This window comes from Pseudoflavonifractor phocaeensis, from assembly GCF_021531375.1.
GTDB classification, from domain to species: Bacteria; Bacillota; Clostridia; order Oscillospirales; family Oscillospiraceae; genus Lawsonibacter; species Lawsonibacter phocaeensis_B.
In genome coordinates this window covers 1-18562 of record NZ_JADYTU010000037.1, presented here as the reverse complement: position 1 = coordinate 18562, position 18562 = coordinate 1, and the positions used below count along the sequence as shown (strand labels likewise).

General features: G+C 58.9%; 18 protein-coding genes. 5 read left to right on the top strand and 13 right to left on the bottom strand.

The genetic code is table 11. The features are described 5' to 3' along the window. Window positions 1-201: 201 nt before the first annotated feature. The 13 genes from I6E39_RS10040 to I6E39_RS09980 form a co-directional block, all read right to left on the bottom strand. Entirely contained in the window at window positions 202-423 is a 222-nt protein-coding gene (locus tag I6E39_RS10040; protein WP_235381454.1) for a hypothetical protein, read from the bottom strand. A gap of 859 nt (window positions 424-1282) precedes the next feature. Then, window positions 1283-3283, bottom strand: a complete 2001-nt coding sequence (locus tag I6E39_RS10035) for a fructose-1,6-bisphosphatase (RefSeq protein ID WP_235381453.1) — start codon at window positions 3281-3283, stop codon at window positions 1283-1285. Between the two features lie 463 nt (window positions 3284-3746). Beyond that, window positions 3747-4757, bottom strand: a complete 1011-nt coding sequence (locus I6E39_RS10030) for a cytidylate kinase-like family protein (RefSeq protein WP_235381452.1) — start codon at window positions 4755-4757, stop codon at window positions 3747-3749. Between the two features lie 15 nt (window positions 4758-4772). Continuing rightward, window positions 4773-6206, bottom strand: a complete 1434-nt coding sequence (locus I6E39_RS10025; RefSeq protein ID WP_338127133.1) for a sodium:proton antiporter — start codon at window positions 6204-6206, stop codon at window positions 4773-4775. A 276-nt stretch (window positions 6207-6482) separates the two neighbouring features. Continuing rightward, a complete protein-coding gene (locus I6E39_RS10020) occupies window positions 6483-6674 on the bottom strand; it encodes a hypothetical protein (RefSeq protein ID WP_235381451.1) in 192 nt (63 codons plus the stop codon). 62 nt (window positions 6675-6736) lie between these two features. Continuing rightward, window positions 6737-7105, bottom strand: coding sequence for a RidA family protein (locus tag I6E39_RS10015; RefSeq protein WP_235381450.1), 369 nt, complete (start codon window positions 7103-7105; stop codon window positions 6737-6739). 48 nt (window positions 7106-7153) lie between these two features. Next, window positions 7154-7906, bottom strand: coding sequence for a FadR/GntR family transcriptional regulator (locus I6E39_RS10010; protein ID WP_235381449.1), 753 nt, complete (start codon window positions 7904-7906; stop codon window positions 7154-7156). Window positions 7907-8036: 130 nt separating this feature from the next. Then, window positions 8037-8678 (bottom strand): DUF1847 domain-containing protein, encoded by a 642-nt coding sequence (locus I6E39_RS10005; protein WP_235381448.1) that lies wholly within the window; start codon window positions 8676-8678, stop codon window positions 8037-8039. A 14-nt stretch (window positions 8679-8692) separates the two neighbouring features. After that, complete coding sequence (locus tag I6E39_RS10000) at window positions 8693-9703, bottom strand: M14 family metallopeptidase (RefSeq protein ID WP_235381447.1); 1011 nt, start codon at window positions 9701-9703, stop codon at window positions 8693-8695. Window positions 9704-9780: 77 nt separating this feature from the next. Beyond that, complete coding sequence (locus I6E39_RS09995) at window positions 9781-10788, bottom strand: TAXI family TRAP transporter solute-binding subunit (RefSeq protein ID WP_235381446.1); 1008 nt, start codon at window positions 10786-10788, stop codon at window positions 9781-9783. A 29-nt stretch (window positions 10789-10817) separates the two neighbouring features. After that, window positions 10818-12689, bottom strand: a complete 1872-nt coding sequence (locus I6E39_RS09990) for a TRAP transporter permease (RefSeq protein WP_235381445.1) — start codon at window positions 12687-12689, stop codon at window positions 10818-10820. A gap of 4 nt (window positions 12690-12693) precedes the next feature. Further along, window positions 12694-13866: a MalY/PatB family protein gene (locus I6E39_RS09985; protein ID WP_235381444.1), complete on the bottom strand. Its 1173-nt coding sequence runs from the start codon at window positions 13864-13866 to the stop codon at window positions 12694-12696. A gap of 31 nt (window positions 13867-13897) precedes the next feature. Further along, window positions 13898-15079 (bottom strand): mandelate racemase/muconate lactonizing enzyme family protein, encoded by a 1182-nt coding sequence (locus tag I6E39_RS09980; protein ID WP_235381443.1) that lies wholly within the window; start codon window positions 15077-15079, stop codon window positions 13898-13900. 188 nt (window positions 15080-15267) lie between these two features. On the opposite strand from I6E39_RS09980, the gene I6E39_RS09975 reads away from it, so the two are divergent. From I6E39_RS09975 to I6E39_RS09955, 5 genes are all read left to right on the top strand, one after another. Further along, window positions 15268-16026: a threonine/serine exporter family protein gene (locus tag I6E39_RS09975; RefSeq protein ID WP_235381442.1), complete on the top strand. Its 759-nt coding sequence runs from the start codon at window positions 15268-15270 to the stop codon at window positions 16024-16026. A 13-nt stretch (window positions 16027-16039) separates the two neighbouring features. Further along, window positions 16040-16498, top strand: a complete 459-nt coding sequence (locus tag I6E39_RS09970; protein ID WP_235381441.1) for a threonine/serine exporter family protein — start codon at window positions 16040-16042, stop codon at window positions 16496-16498. Between the two features lie 30 nt (window positions 16499-16528). Beyond that, window positions 16529-17479 (top strand): GDSL-type esterase/lipase family protein, encoded by a 951-nt coding sequence (locus I6E39_RS09965; RefSeq protein ID WP_235381440.1) that lies wholly within the window; start codon window positions 16529-16531, stop codon window positions 17477-17479. After that, window positions 17476-17970: a DUF4358 domain-containing protein gene (locus I6E39_RS09960; RefSeq protein WP_235381439.1), complete on the top strand. Its 495-nt coding sequence runs from the start codon at window positions 17476-17478 to the stop codon at window positions 17968-17970. Before I6E39_RS09965 ends, I6E39_RS09960 begins: the two co-directional genes overlap by 4 nt. A gap of 164 nt (window positions 17971-18134) precedes the next feature. After that, window positions 18135-18562: copper amine oxidase N-terminal domain-containing protein (locus I6E39_RS09955; RefSeq protein ID WP_235381438.1), on the top strand; the 428-nt coding region annotated here is incomplete at its 3' end.

The window sequence follows — 18562 nt, the reverse complement described above, 5'->3', positions numbered from 1 at the left end:
CCATCATGCCACATCCCTCCCTATAGTTATTGTACCATAGAAAGGGTTTATACGCCACTTTGTCAACAGGTCCCTTATCTTACCTTATCAAAATCAATACACATATTGTAAAAATTGGAGCGAACAGGTATCTGTTCGCTCCAAAAAAATAATGAATTGATTTGGTGTTCTGCCATTCCCACAAACTTTGCAGCAAAAGGCTTACTCGTCCTCTTCGTGAAAGCAGAACATGGGCCGAGCCTCGTCAAAGAGATCTACCATTCCGCAGTAGTTCAAAATCTCGTAAGTATGAATCCACTCCTGCTGTTGGGCATTCAGCTCCTCCCGCTCTAAAAACTCCCCATCTGCGGTGACAAAGCCCACCGGTGTAATGACCGGCAGCTGCTCATACATCTGAGAGAGGAAATTCATAAACCCGGTCATAGGTAAACCGGCCATTCTGGCTGTGAGCATCCCGAGATAGTTAGGACTGATATCTATACCGTTGCGATGTTACATAATAAACAGGTTTTCCAACGAAAAGTTTCCCCTTATTTTTTCCCTTAAGGGAAACTCAGGCTTCAAGATGCATCGGGTTCAGTTAAGAAAATATCACCAGAAAGCAGATAAATTGTGCTTCAAAAGCACCGTTTGGCCGCAAACAGTATTCGTTTCAAATAATTCGAGTCCCTTCGGGCGTACCAGAAGAGATGGGTGGTTATTCTACCGCCCATCTCTTTTGTTTTAACTGTTGCCTCTGACGCCAATCAGGCTTCGCCTAACGGCTCGCCTTCTTGGGAAGGGACCCGCAGCGGTGCGGCATACCACCGGCATGCCGCGCTTCGCTTCGGCTTCGGGCACACCAGAGACAAGTCCGGTAACCACAATGGTTACAGGACTTTTTTTGCCGCTTTTTTTCAGGTTTTTCCCTTTTATTTTCCCTTATTGATCGTCTGATGGACCGGAATCCAATTGTTCCAGGAACTGATTCATCTTGTCAGCTCCCTCCCGGCGCATCCGCGCCGTCACATGTCCATAAAGTAAGCAGGCACACCATGCCCGGTGTGCCTGCTTTTCTGTCCTTAACTGATTGACCTTAGGGAATTACCCCGAGGCCTTCACTGTTATAATATATATCTGTGATATGGAAGAAAATCAGCCGGAAAGTTATAAATACCTCAATCGTTCCGTCTTAGTCGTGGATTCACCCAAGAGCGGCTATCTGATGTATCTGGTGTTTCTATTCGGCATGTTGCTAAAAATGGGAAACCTTTGGGGGAAGCAGGAAGGACACGCAGCCTGGTCAATTGCCCCGTCTGCTGTGATCCTCCGCCACCTCGCCGGAGGTATAGGCCTTCAGCAGCTCCTGCAGGCCGTCAATGCGCTCCTGGATCTGGCGCCCCATGTCCGTCTCCGCCACCTTCATCCGTGCGTCCATGCGCTCAAAGACCGTGGTGGTGGAGTCGATGTCCAGATTGTTCTCGATGGCGTTCTTCCGGCCGGCAAAGGGCTGATGGGCGGCAATGCGCATACATCTGGAGTTGTAAATCAGCGTATAGCCCGCGATGCCGGAGGTGGGCTGATAGGCTTTGCAGAAGCCGCCGTCGATGACGATGAGCTTGCCTCCGCCCTTAATGGGGGACTCGCCCTTCCTGGCCTTCACCGGCACATGGCCATTGATGATGTGGCAGTGGGGGCCCTCCAGCTGGAACTCCCGCAGCAGGGCGGCGCACACCTCAGGATCGTTGTAAAGGGTGTAGTAGGCGTTCTTCGGCTCCGTCCAGGAGGACTCGTCCTTGATTAGGCGCCGCTCAAAAGTGGTCATCCGGTCCCGGCCGAAGATGGGGCTGTTCCGTCCGGCCCACAGCCACCACAGAAAGTCCATGCTGTCCTGGCGCTCCGGGGAGCCCGGCTCCTGGTAATAGGCCTTCCGGGCCGCGGTGTCGGCATAGTCCAGGAACTCCCGGCCCTTCCGGGCTTTCCCGCCGATGGTGAAGGTCATCAGCTCCCCCTCCGGTGTCATGGGGATGCAGCCGTGGAACAGGAGGTTTCCGTTGTAGACCTTGTAGATGCTCCCCTTGGTGTACAGGAAACGGATGTGCCGCTGAAGCTTCTCACTGAGCCGGAAAGAGGTGGTGAGCTGGTTGATCACCGCCTCCTCCTCCGCCGTCAGGGCATAGGGGTCCGCCGGGTCCACCGTGGGGAAATCACAGTCCTCCAGAGGGTAGGTGACGCCGCCGATGGTGATGCTCCGGTTGGCGTAGTCAATCTTATCCAGCAGCAGGCGGTCCTCCATGCCGTACTCCGGATGCCGCAGGATCTTCTGCCCCTCCAGCTTGAAGAGGATGAACGTGATGGCCTTGTGCATCCGGGCGGAAAGCAGCTTATCCTTTTCCGTATAGGCTACCGCGTCGTCTCCCGTGAGCTTGACGGCGAAGCGGCCCACCTCACAGTCCCGGTAGACCTCGTTGGCGAACACGGACAGGGGCCGCAAGGAGATGCCGTAGCCGGTCTCCACCACCTCCAGATTGTTGTAGTGGATGGAGTTGGCCAGCACCGTGGCCACCAGCGTCCGGGAGCCGGAGGCGGCGCCCATCCAAAGGATGTCGTGGTTGCCCCACTGGACGTCCACGCTGTGGTAGTTCAGCAGGGAATCCATGATGATGTCCGCCCGGGGGCCCCGGTCGAAAATGTCGCCCACGATGTGCAGGTGATCCACCGCCATGCGCTTGATCAATCCACACACCGCCTCGATGAACCCAGGGGCCTGGTCCGTATCGATGATGGCGTTGATGATATTCTCAAAGTAGTCCCGCTTGTCGATCTCTTCCCGGTGGGTATGGAGCAGTTCCTCGATGATGTAGCTGTAATCCTTGGGCAGGGCCTTGCGGACCTTGGAGCGGGAGTATTTGGCCGTGACCAGCCGGCAGAGCTCCACCAGTTGGTAAAGGGTGATCCGGTACCACTCCTGCAGGTTGTCCGTATCCCGGCGTATCCGCTCCAGCTTTTCCCGGGGATAATAAATCAAAGTGGCTAGCTGGCTTCGCTCCGCCTGGGTCAGTCTGGTGAGAAACAGCTCGTCCACCTTCTCCTTGACCACGCCGGAGCAGGAGTTGAGGATGTGCAGAAACGCCTCATACTCCCCGTGGACATCGGAGATGAAATGCTCCGTGCCCTTGGGCAGATTCAGGATGGCCTGGAGGTTGATGATCTCAGCGCTGGCTGCCTGAACAGTGGGATACTGGCGGGCCAGCATGTTCAGATAGCGTAACTCTTCAGCGGAATAAGCCGTTTGTGCTGCCATGGAAAACCACGCTCCCCATTACTATGATATGGTTATTATTGCATATTTCACCATAAAAAACAACCCGTTTTCTGGACGATATTCACAAACCGATCTGGAGATGGTCCATATGGAACAAAACAACTCCGAATCCGGACAAAGGGTCCGCTTCGGAGTTGTTTGCATGGGACTAAAACGATCTGCCTCTCAGAGGCTCGGAAAACGGATCAGATCAGCCCCCAAGCCCAGACTGACGGCAGGCACATAGGCTCTTTCGATAATTCGTTGAACAGATCAGATGAACCATTCCAACACCCACCCCCACTACCCCAGCTGTCCGCCGCTTCGGAGTGCTGACCTGCCCGGTCTCTCCACGGATGCCCCGATAAAGCACCAGGGAGTTGTACCTGTTTGTACAACTCCCTGGCAGTCTGTTAAAAAGCCTTTTTGACAGGCAATTATATGGGGTTTGACGTTTTCCCGCTCATCGCTTGGTGTGCTGGTTGATGATGCGCTCGATCAGCTTGACGGACCCCTCGATACCGTAGCTGGCGCTGTTGATGCACAGGTCGTAGTTGACGGAGTTGCCCCACTGGCGGCCGGTATAGAACTGGTAATACTTCCGGTGGCGGCGGTCCAGCTGGCGCAGCAGCTTGCAGGCGTTCTTGTAGCTCAGCTCGTCGGTCTCCATGACCCGGCGGGCCCGCAGCTCAAAGGGGGCGTTGATGAAGATGCTGATATGGGGGATCCGCTGGTTGGTGAGGATCACGTCAGCGCAGCGGCCCATGATGACGAAGTCCTCCCGCTGGGCCATTTCGTGAAGCAGGTCGCTCTGGTTGAAAAACACCGCGTCCTCCTTGGGCAGGCCGTGGTAGCGGTTGAACTCCCGCAGCTTTTCCCGGAAGGACCGATCCTTCACGTCGATGCTCTGGTTCAGGTTCTGCTTGTGGGCAAAGCTGGCCCGGTCCATCACGTCCTCCTTGTCGGCCTCCAGCCGCTCCAGCACCTCGGTGAAGATCTCCGAGTCGTAGTAGTTGATCTTCAGGGTGTCCGCCAGAGCAAAGCCGATGTCGGTGCCGGCGGAGCCGTAGGTGCGGCCGATGCAGATGATCAGGTGGTTCCCCTCGCCGAACCTGCCGGACAGTTGGGCGCTGGAGTTGAGGCTTGCAAGCCCCTCGTCCAAAATATCGCCGGCGGCGAAGCTGTTGGGCAGGGCCTCCACCTGCTTGAGGATGGCGTCGTACTCCCGCATCAGCCGGGAGCGCTCCGCCTTGTCGGGGATGGTGCGGGCCATGTTGCCGATCAGGGCGATCTCGCTGCGCAGCACGTGTCCGTCGGGCTGGGCGGTCATATAGTGGACCATATCCCGGACCCGTGCGTCCCGGCTGCCGCTGAACACCCGGCCCAGGCCGGAGCCCAGGACCCGGTAGACCTCCGTATCCAGGTCATAGATGCGGCCGGCCAGCTCAATCAGCTGCTTGCTGTCTTCTTTCATTGTCCCGTCGCCTCCTTACCGGAAAAAGATGAGGGCATCCAGCAAAAATACCGGCCCCAGGAATAGCAACGACCACAGCAGATACCCAAAGAAGGAGGGCATCCGGATACCGTTTTCGTCGGAAATGGCCTTTACCATGAAGTTGGGAGCGTTACCGATGTAAGTATTGGCGCCCATGAACACCGCGCCGCAGGAAACGGCGGACAGCATGGCGGTGGGCACCGTCCCCAGCGTGGTGGCGACGCCCTCGGTGAAGTTCAGAGCGCAGGCGGTGGTCAGGAACACCAGATAGGTGGGGGTATTGTCCAGGAAGCTGGACAGGGCACCGGTGGCCCAGAACAACTCCATGGGGCTGTCCAGTCCCAGGCTGGCGCCGTAGGTCTTCAGCAGCAGCAGCGCCGGCTGCATGGTGATGAAAATGCCCACGAACAGCACCGCCACCTCCTCAATGGCGCCCCAGGTGAAGTGGTTCTCTTTCCGGACAGAGGCGTCGGTGGTGCGGAAGGACAGAAACGCCGCCACCAGGATGATGGTCATCTCGATCACCGAGGGTACCGTCAGGCGCACGCCGCCGGGCAGCACGAGGCCCAGCACCTCTCCCTCCGCCGTCTGGAAGGCGGGCAGCGTGGGCAGCGTGCCGCTGAGGATCACTGCCGCCACGATCATCACCAAAAACACCAGGTTGTGCAGGCCCCGGATGCGCACCTGCGTGCCGGGCTTGCTGATGTCCGGCTTCATGCCGGCGGCAATGTCCATGCGGTAGGCCCGCATGTCCAGCCAATAGAACACGAACAGCAGGATCACTGTGTTGAACAGCATCAACGGGAACAGCCGCAGGCTCCAGAAGAAGGGCACGCCCCGGGAGAAGCCCATCAGCAGCGGCGGGTCCCCGATGGGGGTGAGGCAGCCGCCGATGTTGGAGATCAGGAAGATGAAGAACACCATGATGTGCCGCTTCCGCTTCCGCCAGGAGTTCATCTTGATGAGGGGGCGGACCATCAGCATGCTGGCGCCGGTGGTGCCCACCCAGCTGGACAGCAGCGTACCGAACAACAGCAGGGCCACGTTGATCCGGGGGGAACCGGCCAGATCGCCCTCCAGAGTAATGTTGCCGGCCACGCAGAACAGTCCGAACAGCAGCACGATGAAGGGCAGGTAGTCGTTGACGATGCACTCCAGAGCCGTTTCCGCCGCCATGCCCGCCCCATTCGTCAGGCCGAATGGGATCAGGAAGACCAGGGACCAAAAGGCTACGATCCAGGCCTGGTATTTCTCCCACCACAGGGGGCGGACCAGGGGGAACACAGCGATGCACAACAAAAGCCCGGCAAATGGGATACACAGCCAGAGCGGCACGCCGCCCGCTGTTTGGGCGCCTTCAGCGCCCACCGCCATGACAGGGACACAGCTAAGCAGCAGCGCCGCGACAAAGATGATAAACTTTTTCACAGCTAAGACCTCCGCAGCAGGTTCGTCATAATTCATTTCTTTTTAACCGAGTTGCTATCTTATCCCGTTCTGACCGGAATGTCAATGGGCGAATGTGATGCAATAGCGGCGGAAAATATGGCGTTTTTTGGCTGAAATTGAGCCAAATTTATCCCAGTTAAGTGAAATGTTGGTATAGGCTAATAAGTTTAAGCTAATGTAGATTTATTCATCAGGGGACATAAAAAGAGGCTCCATCCTTTCGGGTGGAGTCTCTTTTGCTTTAACAAGTAGATGTTATTTTCCTTGTAGTTCGCCGCCACCAGTATGCATCCACTGGTTCATATTTGTAGGAATATCCTCGCCATCCCAGAACTTAATGGTTACCAAGTATTCTTCGGGATACTGCTCTTTTTCCGGTTCACCTTCGTTCCATTCCTCAGTTGTTATTAGATAACTTGGATGGTTTACCTCTGAGCCTTGTTTCATTTCCGTTCTTTTAAAACGGACTCAATGATTTCAATGATGAAGAATCGTTCTCCCGATCGCTTTTACTTGACGGCGATCGCCTCGATCTCACACAGCACACCCTTGGGCAGAGTGCGGACCGCAACGCAGCTGCGGGCAGGCTTGGAGAGAAAATACTTGGCATACACCTCGTTGAAGGCCGCAAAGTCGTCCATGTCGGCCAGGAAGCAGGTCGTTTTGATCACCTGCTCAAAGCCAATGCCGGCCGCCTCCAAAATAGCGCCCACATTGCGGCAGCTCTGGTCCGCCTGGGCGGCGATCCCCTCCGCCACCGCGCCGGTGGCAGGATCAATGGGGATCTGGCCGGAGGTGTATACAAATCCATTGGCCTCATAGCCCTGGGAATAGGGGCCGATGGCGGCCGGTGCGTTTTTGGTCTCAATAACCTTCATAATTGTTCTCCACCTTTGTTTGATTTCATGATTTGCATCTTCTGACGCTTATAGATTGGAAATTCGCTGCCGGTTGGCAAAATAGTAACTCGCCTCCGCCTGGCGGATCGTCTGATAGGGGCGCTCCAAATGCTCGAGCATACACCGTTTCGCCTCATGCTGATCCTGCCGTTCAATGGCGTGGAGGATGGCGGCATGGGACTGGATGATCAGCGCGCGCTTCTCCTGGGGATAGTTCCGCACCCCTTCGGTCAGCTGCTCCTGCAGCATCAGCCCCATGGTCTGCATCAGCTTGATGCCCAGACGGTTTTCGGAACAGTGGGCGATCTGCATATGGAAGTCATAGTCCGCCTTTGCAAACTGGGTATAGTCGGCATACTCCGCCTGGATGAGATCCTCGTGGATCTCCTGCAGGCGTTTCAGATTTTCCTCCGACCGGCGGTCTGCCGCCGAACTGACCATTTCATACTGCAGCGCCCTGCGGATCTCGAACAGCTCCACGCTGCTGATCTTTTCAAACATCAGCATATAGACCAGCGGGAGATAGCCGTTCGTCTGCGCGGGATCGTTGATGCGGATCCCCTTTCTGGGACTGACCGTGACGATGCCCATAAACTCCATCACCCGAAGCGCCTCACGCAGAGTAGCTCGGCTGACATTCAGGATCTTCATCAATTCCGCCTCGTTATATAACCGGCTTCCGTATTCAAACCGGCCGTCTACGATGCAATTGATGAACTCCTCCACAATGCTGAGATAAATTTTCCTCGTCTCCACCGGGCTCAGAGCATAATTTTCCATGTAAACCCACCAAACATAGCAACATTTTCCAACTAATATATCAATTATACCATAGACTCCGCCGTTTGCAAATGTGATTTTCTGTGGATTTACTGATTATAGCCCTTCGAAGATGCAATCTTCCGCGAATTTACTCATACAGCCGCCTGTAGTACTTGCTGTAAAGGGCGCCCGCCGGATTATGGGCCAGCACCCGGTCCTTGGCGATCAAGGTCGTCACCGGCGCCTCGGAGTGTTTATAGAACAGGGAGTCGTGCCCCACGCACAGGCCAATGGCCACATTCAGTTTCGTGTGCTCCCGGTTCAAGATCCGGGCCTGCAGAATGGGGTTGCACATGGTCTCCGGTCCGCCGCCGCGCACCTTCTCATGGTCAGTCAAACCCATTTCACATTTGTCCTGTCCGCCCACCTTGCAGATCACCATGTACGGCTGGATATTGTTTTTCTTCAGGATCCGGGCAAAGGTCTTGGCCTCCGGCAGCAAGCCCACGTAGGTGGCGATGCCCACCTTCTGATAGCCCATTTTCTGGATAAACAGAACGGTCTCCTCCACCCGCGTCTTCTGGCAGTAGTATTCCGCCTCAATGCGGGCGGCGGTGCGCGCCATTCTGCCGTCCTCTTCCGGCCCGGCATAGATCTGGTTCAGCTGCTCCAGCTCGCCGTCCTGCACCTTCTGGGTGGTGGGACAGAAGGCGGGATACCGGCTGTTTTTCTTCTGGCAGTTCTGCACGCCGCATTCGTTGCAGCTCAGACACATCACATTCTCATCCATTGCGCGCCCTCCCGTCAGCAGGTCTCAAAATGCCACTCGGTCCCCACAAAGGACAGGGGGTCTCCGGTGTTGACCACGGGATTGAAGCGCACGCCGATGAAGAAAATGTTCTCCTGCTCCAGCCGGCATTCTTCCATTTCATCGCCAAAGTAGTGGATACGGCCCTGCACGCCGCCCCCCGTCATGGTATCGCCCGGCTTTACGCTGGGGACATACATGCCCGCTCCGTCACCCCGGGTAAAGGTACGGCGGGTAATGATCCGCCGCCGCATGGGCGCGGGAGGCTCCTGATCCGTCAGCATCCCCATGTAGGCCATCACCTTACGCACGCTGGCCTTTGCCAGGTCCACATTTTCACGCTGGACACGGCCGCCGCCGCCCATCTCCGCCATAAAGGTGGGGATACCGTCCAGAATGCAGGTGATATCCAGCGCGCCGCGGGTGACTCCGGGCAGCTCGCCGGAGGCGTTGGCCAGATCCAGGAAGCAGTTGGCCTCCTGTCCGTAAGCCAGAGCCAGCTGCTGGGACTTCTTGATCACCTCCGGATCGGCGCCGGGAACGATTTTGGACACGGTGTAGGGGATCGCCGTCCACTGGGGCCCCATGGTATGGAAGCTCAGGACACTGTCCGCGTTGGCCTTGATCTGGGTGTAGATGGCGTGGGAGATACGCTCGGTAAAGGTCCCGTTGGGGTTTCCGGGGAAGCTGGTGTCCATGTCCTGACAATCCAGGTCGGAGATCTTATCTCTGCGCTGGAAGCCCAGGGCGTTGGCAATGGGCGTAATGGCCAAGGTGCCCTTCAGGGTCTTGGGGTCCAATTCCCGGAACAGCTCCCAGGCGGCCACAGAGCCGTTCAGCTCCGCGCCATGGACCGCGCCATTGATCCAGAATACGGGGCCGTCCTCCATGCCGCGCACCAGCAGAAAGGGGATCTTCACCTCCGCCCTGTTGGCCAATGTGCCCACTGGGATCTGGGCGTAGTATCTTTTTCCCGGTTCGGGCACGATCCCAAAATAAGTTTTCATGCTAACGCACTCCTTCCGAAGAAATTGGGTGACGGCGGAATCTCCGCCGCCACCCGTTTGCCGTAAATCTCGTGATCTTACAGGATACCAATTTCCTTATAGTACTTCTCAGCGCCGGGGTGGATGGGGATCACAGCGCCGGTCAGCGTATTGTCCTTATTGAACTCGCCGGCTTTGGGGTGCACCTGGCTCAGCTCCTCGCTGTTTTCGCAGACGGTCTTAACGAAGTTATAGACGAATTCTTCGCTCAGATCCGCACGGCAGATCAGGGTATTCAGAGTGCCAATAGTGACGGTGTCTTCGTCAATGCCCTGATAGGCGCCGCCCTCGATGACCATCTTGCTGAAGTAGGGGTACTTTTCAGAAATGCTGTCAATGACGTCGCCGGGCAGGCTCAGAAGCCGGATGCCCTTGGTGGCAGCCAGGTCAGAAATGGTGGCCAGAGGATAGGAGGTAATATGGAAGCCCACATCCACGGTGCCGTCGTTCAGTGCGTTGACCACGTCGGCCAGCTGCAGCTCGGAGACCGAGACGTCGTCAGTGGTCATACCATAGGCCTCCAGCACGATGGGCAGATAGTACTGGGCGGTAATGCCCTGGCTGGCCGCGATCTTCCGGCCACGCAGGTCGGCCACGCTCTGGATGTCGGAGTCGGCGGGGACCATGATGTGGATGATGGTCTGGTAGCCGCCGATCACATAGTTGAACTGCTCGGGCTCCAGATCGGTGAACTCGCGCTCGGCGTTATAGGCGTACAGCGCGGAGTCGCTCATCGCGATGCCCATCTGGGCTTCGTTCTGGCTCATGGCGCGGATATTCTGGGCGGAACCAGTGGAGATCTCAGCGGAAATGGTATAGTTGCTGAACTCGGACATGACCTTGTCGCCCAGAGCGGCGCAGATCATAAAGTTGTTGGCGCCGGAAGGTCCCGCGCTGATACGGACGGTCATGGGCTCGCCGGCGGATGCGGAGCTGCTGCCGGCAGAGGTCTCGCCCCCGGTCTTGGAGCCGCAGCCTCCCAGTACAGCGCTCAGCATAGCGACGGACATCAGGGCTGCCAAGAGTCGTTTAACATTCTTTTTCATTTTGAGCATCCTTTCTTTATCATCCTTTTTTAACCGGTTGCCAAAGGCGTATTGGACTTCCCCAGCAAGCGGTGCGCGACATACAGTACAATCACGATGGCGATGCCGGCCAGGTCGGTCAGCGTGCCCGGATCGATCAGCAGCAGCGCCGCGCCAAACAGCAGCACCCGTTCCAAGACGGAGACGCGCCAGCGCATGAAATAGTTCTCCGTGGCGCAGGACAGGCAATACACACCCACCAGAGAGGTGGCAACGGCCTGGAGGATCTGCAGCAGAGAGCCTTGGCACAGCAGCAGCGGATTATATACAAACATGAAGGGGAGGATAAAGCCGGAAATTGCCAGCTTGAAGGCCTGCACGCCCGTCTTTGTCGGGTTGCCCTTGGCCAGACCGCTGGCCGCGTAAGCCGCCAGCGCCACAGGAGGCGTGATATTGGAGATGATGCCGAAATACAGGATAAACAGATGCGCGGCCATGGGGACCACACCCATCTTGATCAGCGCGGGAGCCACCAGGATCTCCAGCACCATGTAGGCCGCCGTGGTAGGCATGCCCATGCCCATGATCAAAGAGGCCACCATGGTCAAAATCAGCAGCAGCGCCATATTGTTTCCGGCCAGATCCAGCAGGATGCTGGACAGGCGGAAGCCCAGGCCGGTGGCCATGACCACGCCGGTGATGATGCCCACCACCGCGCAGGCAATGGCGACGGGAATGGTGCCGTTGATGGAGCCGATGATGATGCGCTTGAAGGACTCCTTGGTGATGCGGGTATCGGGGCTGATCTCCACCAAGAGGATCGTCAGGAAGATGCAGTACATACCGGCGCGGGCCACGGTCATATGGTACACGCCCATCATGACCAGCAGCGCGATCAGGGGGATAGCCAGATAAACCTTGCTCAAAACCGCCTTGGCGTTGGGCATTCTCTCCGGAGGCACGCCCTTCAGATTGTTTTTCTTCGCGTTGAGATGTACGGTCATCAAAATGGCCACATAGTACAAAACCGCCGGGATAAAGGCCGCCTTGACCACGTCAAAGTAGGAAACATTCAAAATCTCCGCGATCAGAAAGGCGGTGGCGCCCATGACCGGAGGCATGATCTGGCCGCCGGTGGAGGCGGCCGCCTCCACCGCGCCGGCGTACTCGTCTTTGAAGCCGCATTCCTTCATCATGGGGATGGTAAAGGTGCCGGTACTGATCACATTGGCGATGGCGCTGCCGCTGATGGAGCCGAAGAAGCCGCTGGCTACCACCGAGACCTTTGCGGGACCGCCGGAATATTTTCCGAAGCCCAATGTGGCAAGGTCGGTAAAGAAGTTGCCCACACCGGTCTCCTGGAAAATGGCGCCCAGAATGATAAACAGGACGATGAACGCCGCGGAGGAGTACAGCGCCACGCCGAAGATCCCGTCGGAGCCCATGTACATCACTTCCACGAACCGCTTGACGCTCATCCCGGCAAAGCGCAGGAAGGAAGGCAGGTGCTGGCCGAAAAAGGCGTATGCGATAAAGACGCATACCACGATGGCCAGCGAATTGCCCACCGCCCGGCGGGTGGCCTCCATCAGGGCAAGGATAAAGATCAGGCCGAAGATGATGTCGCCTTTATATACGATACCGCTTCGCAGGGCCAGCGTCTTATCAATGACGATCAGATAGGCTACGCTGGCCACCACGCCGACGCAGAGCAGCACATCCACCAGCCGCAGCGGCTTGTTCCGGTTTGGTTTTATGCTCTCCCGCAGATAATAAATCAGCAGAATGATGCCGATATGAAGGGCCTTTTGTCCCACACCCGACACCACGCCGAACATCGCCGTATACATGTGGAATCCCACAAAGAACAGCGACAGCGCAAAAATCAGATGATCAATGGCTTTCGTCAGTTTGTCCTGCATCTGCTCATGCCTCCTTATCCAGCGCCCGTTTCAGTTGACTCATGGCCCGCTCCACCGTAGCACGGGGACAGGCCACATTCATCCGGACAAAGCCCACTCCCTCCCGGCCGAATGTTTCGCCGTCATTGGGCAGGATTTTGGCTTTTTCCTTCATAAAGCGCATCAGCTCCGGCTGGGGCAGGCCAAGCTCCCGGCAGTCCAGCCACAGCAGATAGGTGGCCTCCGGCTTGACCAGGCGGACGCCCCTGCACTGGGACAGGCTCTCCTCCACCAGGCGGATGTTCCCCTCCAGGTACTCCAGCATCTGGTCGGCATAGTAGCCGCACTGCCGGTAGAGCACCTTTACGGAAAGCGCGCCGAACACCGGACGCCCAAAGGCTTTGTTATTCATGCGCTGCTCCAGCATCAGGGCGCGGACATTGGGATCGGGCGCGATAAACGCCGCCGTACGCAGGCCGGCCGTATTGAAGGTCTTGCTGGGGTTGACCGCGATACAGCAGTTTCCGGCAAACCGGGGGTCCACCGCGGCAAAGGGCGTGTGCTTCCGCCCGCCGTAAACGATGTCTCCGTGGATCTCGTCCGACAGCACGAACACATGGTGCTTCAGACAAAGCTCCCCGATGCGCCGCAGCTCCTCAGGGGTAAATTCCCGTCCCGTGGGGTTGTGGGGATTGCACAGCAGCATCACCCGGGTCCTGAGATCGGCCAGCCCCCGCTCCAGATCCTCAAAGTCGATCTCATACCGGCCGTTTATCAGCTTCAGCGGATTGCGGACCACCCGCCGCCCATTGTTCTCCACCAGCGCGTAGAACGGAGGATAGGCGGGCGTCTGGATCAGCACCTTGTCGCCCGGAGCGGAAAACGCCCGAATGCCGTACAGCAGCGGCATGACAGCGCCCGGTGCGAAGTCCACCCATTCCGGGCTAGCGTCCCAGCCAAAGCGCTCCTTCTGCCAGTGGGCCACCGCCTGTCCAAACTCGGCATCGTTATAGGGATAGCCGAAATGGCCCTGCCGCACCCGCTCCGCCATGGCGTCCAGCAATTCCTTCGGACAGCAGAAATCCGTATCCGCGATCCACATGGGGATCACATCTTCGGGACACAGCGCGGGATCGTATTTGCGTGCGTCTGTCCCCCGCCGGTTTGCGTCTTGATCAAAATCATGCACCGGATGCATGGAACATTCCTCCCTTATGTAAAGTTAACGGCTACAGCTTGATCCGTTCACAGTGATCCAGCGCCCATTTGCTCGGCTCCTGCCCGATTCCGTGCCCCTCGGGGACGGCGTACATTCCCCCCACAGGGCGGAGCGGCACGCTGCCCAACGCCTGGTTTTCTTCCAGCGCGGCTACCCGGTGCACCTCATGGAGCAGCAGGTTGGGCAAGGCCGCCTCGACCTGCAAAGACGCGGCGGTGGAGATGGGCCCGTGGCAGGTATGCAGGGACACCTGAATATCATACATTTGCGCCATGGCGCAGATAGGCATGATCTCGGTCACGCCGCCGCAGATCCCCAGATCGGGCTGGATAACATCCACCAGCCGCTGGGTGATATAAGGCTGGAACCCGGCCCGGGCCACCAGCTTCTCGCCCGCGCTCAGATGGGCGCAGGTCCGCTCCCGCACGGTCTTCAGCGCCTCCGGGCGGTCGGGCGCGGTCACCTCTTCAAACAGCGAGATCTCCACCGTCTCCAACAGCCGGATCAGATCGATGGCCGAGGCCGCGTCCGTCAGACAGTGGTTTTCTACAATAATCCCCACGCCGTCGCCCACGGCGCGGCGGACCGCCTCCATGCGCTGGCTCACCGTCCGCAGGATCCGGGGCTCCAAGATCCCCGTCAGATTCCAGCCCTTCCAGACCCCCTGGTCAGAATATCCCATGGGGTCCAGCTTGATCCACCGATAGCCTTCCTCCACCGCTTGGGCGGCCTGGTCGGCCAGCTCTTCCGGCGTCACCGCCTTCCCCGCACCGCCGCGCCACCCAAACTGGATCTGGCTGGCGTAACAGGGCACGGCGTCCCGGCATTTTCCGCCCAACAGCTGATACAAGGGGACCTCCAGCCACTTTCCTTTCAGATCCCACAGCGCCATATCAATGGCGCTGATGGCCGCATAGAGCGGGCATCCCCCGCTCATTGCCCACAGATTCTGCCGGGCCATACGTTCCCACAGCTGGGTGGTGTTGCGAAAGTCTCTGCCCTTGATCTCTCCCGCCAGATCGCGGACCGCACCCACGGCCTCCCAGCGGCTGTTGCCGATGGCCATGGACAGCTCTCCGTATCCGGTCAGGCCCTCGTCTGTACCCAGTTTCAGCACCAACGGCTGGAACGAGCCATGGTCAAAGGCGGGCTTCCCCTGGAGAAGGAGCAGCTCCACTTCGGTGATCTTCATTCCTTCTCCCTCCTTTTAGTTCAATTATAGTATTTAGTATACTAAATTTCAATAAAAAATTTTAGGTCTCTGCTGTCATAAAGTAAAACGCCCTCATCCGCCCCAGCAGTTCATAAAAACATAATGACTTCCGCTCTTGTTTTTTTCAAAAAACATGTTATCCTGTTCTAGGAAGGAGCGCGGATTCGATGGATCACGACAAATTGCTGAATCTGGGCGCTGAGCTGGGCCGACGGCTGATGACCAGCGGAGCCGAGATCTATCGGGTGGAGGAATCGGTGGAGCGTCTGCTCTCCGCCTACGGGGCTGACCCCCAGGTCTTTGCCATTCCCACCTGTCTGATCGTCAGCGTCAACACACCGGATGGACACCCCATCACCCGGATGTGCCGCATCCCCGCCCATGGGACGGATATCGAGCTTTTGGAGCGGTGCAACGAGCTCTGCCGCCATTTGTGCCGGGAGCCCCTCCCCCTGGAGGAGGCCCAGGCTTTGGTGGACCATCTGGAGCCGGACCGCCGGCAGTTCTCTCCCTGGGTACTGCTGCTGGGCTATACGGCGGCCGCGGCTTTTTTCTCCCTCTTTTTCGGCGGCGGTCTGCGGGATTGTCTGGCCGCCGCGCTGTGCGGCATGGCGGTGGGCGCCTGTCTGCTGTTCGGCCAGCGCTTCACCGGCTCCAACGTCTTTTTCCGCACCCTGATCTGCTCCGCCGTGGCCGCCGGTATGGCGCTGCTCCTGGTGCGGGCCGGACTGGGCCAGAGTCAGGAATACATCACCATCGGCACGCTGATGGTTCTGGTCCCCGGCATGGCGCTGACCAACGCCATGCGGGAGATCATGGCCGGCGACATCATCTCCGGTCTCACCCGGACCGCCGAGGTCCTTTTAGTAGCCACCGCCATCGCCCTGGGCACCGCCATCCCGCTGGTGTTCAGCAGTCCCTTTTAAAGGAGGTCCCAGGATGTGGGAATGTTTTTCCGTCTATTTTCTCCCCTGCCTCTGGGCCTTCTGCGCCTGTGTGGGCTTTGGCCTGGTCTTTAACATTCAGGGCCGGGGCATCTTGATTTGCGGCTTTGGCGCCGCTTTGGGCTGGCTGGTCTATCTGCTGTCCACCCGCTACCTGGCGGGAGACATCGTCTCCGCCTTTCTGGCCTCTGCCGTCATCGGCTTCTACTCCGAGGTCATGGCCCGGGTCCGCCGCTGTCCCGTCACCGGGTATCTGCAGGTGGCCCTGCTGCCTCTGGTCCCCGGCGCCGGCATCTACCACGCCATGCAGTACTGCGTGGCAGGAAACACCGAGCTGTTTCTGTCCACCCTGCTCCACACCATCGGCTTTGCAGCCGCCCTGTCGGTGGGAGCCATGCTCATCACCTCCCTCCTCCGGGCCCTGCTGCCCCGGCTGCATCTGGGAGGGCACTGACTGTTCTGATACTTCTGGAGGTCCAATCTCATGTTTCATCGTCCCCATGGTCGCTGGACGGCGGCCTTTCTGCTGACCAGCATATTAGCTCTGGGCTGGATCGCCTCCGCCGCTTTCTGCGGCGACAGCCCCGCCGATCCGCCCCCGGCTCCCGCCACATCCTCCGACAGCGCCCAAACCCCGCCTGCGCCGTCCCCGGACCAGAGCGTCCCGGAGAGCCCGAAGACCAGCGGCGACAACAGCGCTTCCTCTTCTGACGGCTCTGAGCCGGTTCCCGCATACGACTTCTCCCAGCCTGCCCCGGAGCGGGAGGCGGTGGACAACAGCTACTTCGCCGACGCCGCCTTCGTGGGCGACTCCCGGACCGACGGTTTCCTGATCTACAGCGGCATCGGCTGCGGCAAAAACCTGACCTCCAACGGCCTGTCCATCTTCACCCTTCCGGAAAAAAAGGCGCTGACCATCAACGGCGAGAAATACACCCTGCTGGAGGCCCTGGCTCTGGAGCAATACGGAAAGGTCTATCTCTCCCTGGGCGTGAACGAACTGGGCTACTATGACGACGAGGGCTTTTACCGGGGCTACTGCGACGCCATCGACGCCATCCGGGCCGTCCAGCCCAACGCCGTCATCTACATCCAGGGCTTGATCCCCCTGAACGAGGAAGTCATCGCCCAGACCGGCGGCCGCAGCTACCTCACCAACGAGCATCTCCGGGTCTACAACGACCTGATGCGAAAAGCTGCCCAGGAGAAGCAGGCGGTGTTCCTGGACCTGTACTCGGAATTCGCCGATGAGAACGGAGCGCTGCCCGCCGAGGCCAGCAAGGACGGCGTCCACCTGCGCAGCGACTGGTGCAAGCAGTGGCTGGCCTACTTACAGACCCACACCGTAGATTATGACACCCTGTATCCCGACGGCGCCCCCGCCGAGGAAGCGCCCGCCCCTGAAATCTCTGAAAATGGAAGTGCATCATCATGAAACAGAAATTGACTGCCGCTCTGCTGGCCTTGGCCTGCCTGTTCTCTCTGGCCGCCTGCGGGAAAAACGACGCGGACCCCGCGGGCTATACCCTGGAGGCCCTGGACCTGATGGCGAAGGAGGGGGCCTTCTCTGAGGAACTGGAGTCTCTGGACGGGGACACCGCCTTTGCTCTGTACAAGCTGGCCGACTACGGCCTGAGCCGGGAGGATCTGGCGGACTGCGCCGTTCTCCGCTCCGCCGGCGCCACTTGTGAGGAGGGCGCGGTGCTGCTCTGGCAGACGGAGGAACAGGCCGTCCAGGCCAAGAAGGCCCTGAAGGATTACATACAGGGCCAGATCGACGCCAATGTGGACTACCGCCCCGCCGAGATCCCCAAGCTGGAGGGCGCCCGTGTGAGCCAGGTGGGCAGCACCGTGCTGATGGTGGTGGCTGGGGACATGGCCGCTGCCTGTAAGGCCGTCCCCTATTTGGACCAGGCGAAAAACTGAGCCGCAGTCTCGGGACAGCCAAATTGTTTCCGGGTGCCGGAGTGATCCGGCACCCGTTTTTCCTGCTCCCGGAAGGGCTTCCTCCCCTTTCCAGGATTTACAGCTTGCGCCAGAACGGAGCAAAAGGTTACAATTTGGTTACAAACCAAAGGAGGAACCTGACTATGAACCGACGATGGAAGGGGGCGGCCACCGCCCTGGTCACCGCCCTGACCCTGACCTTCCCCGCCCTGGGGGCGGAGGTAGTGGTAAACGGAAGCACCCTGCCCAGCCACCAGGCCTGGGTGGAGGATGGCACCAGCTACATCACCCTGCGGGCTTTCGCCGCCCACACCCCCTATGAGCTGTCCTGGGACGGACGGCAGGCCCATCTGTCCGGGGCCGGTCTGGAGCTGACGGCCCGGCCGGGTGACTTGTACATCACCGCCAATGGCCGGGCCCTCTATGTGCCCAACGGAGTCCGGGTGGTGGAGGGCAGGCTGACCCTCCCCCTCCGGGTGCTGGCCCAGGCCACCGGCTCCGAGCTGCGCTGGGATGGGACCGCCGCGGCCGCCCGGCTGGGCTCCACCGCCGCCCAGCCCCCCTCCGCCGC

Excerpts from the sequence above, each read along its gene's own strand:
- I6E39_RS10020 (WP_235381451.1), bottom strand. The coding sequence starts at position 6,674 with ATGAAACAAGGCTCAGAGGTAAACCATCCAAGTTATCTAATAACAACT.
- I6E39_RS09975 (WP_235381442.1), top strand. The coding sequence starts at position 15,268 with ATGGATCACGACAAATTGCTGAATCTGGGCGCTGAGCTGGGCCGACGG.
- I6E39_RS09990 (WP_235381445.1), bottom strand. The coding sequence starts at position 12,689 with ATGCAGGACAAACTGACGAAAGCCATTGATCATCTGATTTTTGCGCTG.
- I6E39_RS10035 (WP_235381453.1), bottom strand. The coding sequence starts at position 3,283 with ATGGCAGCACAAACGGCTTATTCCGCTGAAGAGTTACGCTATCTGAAC.
- I6E39_RS09995 (WP_235381446.1), bottom strand. The coding sequence starts at position 10,788 with ATGAAAAAGAATGTTAAACGACTCTTGGCAGCCCTGATGTCCGTCGCT.
- I6E39_RS09970 (WP_235381441.1), top strand. The coding sequence starts at position 16,040 with ATGTGGGAATGTTTTTCCGTCTATTTTCTCCCCTGCCTCTGGGCCTTC.
- I6E39_RS09965 (WP_235381440.1), top strand. The coding sequence starts at position 16,529 with ATGTTTCATCGTCCCCATGGTCGCTGGACGGCGGCCTTTCTGCTGACC.
- I6E39_RS09985 (WP_235381444.1), bottom strand. The coding sequence starts at position 13,866 with ATGCATCCGGTGCATGATTTTGATCAAGACGCAAACCGGCGGGGGACA.
- I6E39_RS10000 (WP_235381447.1), bottom strand. The coding sequence starts at position 9,703 with ATGAAAACTTATTTTGGGATCGTGCCCGAACCGGGAAAAAGATACTAC.
- I6E39_RS09980 (WP_235381443.1), bottom strand. The coding sequence starts at position 15,079 with ATGAAGATCACCGAAGTGGAGCTGCTCCTTCTCCAGGGGAAGCCCGCC.
- I6E39_RS10005 (WP_235381448.1), bottom strand. The coding sequence starts at position 8,678 with ATGGATGAGAATGTGATGTGTCTGAGCTGCAACGAATGCGGCGTGCAG.
- I6E39_RS10040 (WP_235381454.1), bottom strand. The coding sequence starts at position 423 with ATGACCGGGTTTATGAATTTCCTCTCTCAGATGTATGAGCAGCTGCCG.
- I6E39_RS09960 (WP_235381439.1), top strand. The coding sequence starts at position 17,476 with ATGAAACAGAAATTGACTGCCGCTCTGCTGGCCTTGGCCTGCCTGTTC.
- I6E39_RS10015 (WP_235381450.1), bottom strand. The coding sequence starts at position 7,105 with ATGAAGGTTATTGAGACCAAAAACGCACCGGCCGCCATCGGCCCCTAT.
- I6E39_RS10010 (WP_235381449.1), bottom strand. The coding sequence starts at position 7,906 with ATGGAAAATTATGCTCTGAGCCCGGTGGAGACGAGGAAAATTTATCTC.
- I6E39_RS10030 (WP_235381452.1), bottom strand. The coding sequence starts at position 4,757 with ATGAAAGAAGACAGCAAGCAGCTGATTGAGCTGGCCGGCCGCATCTAT.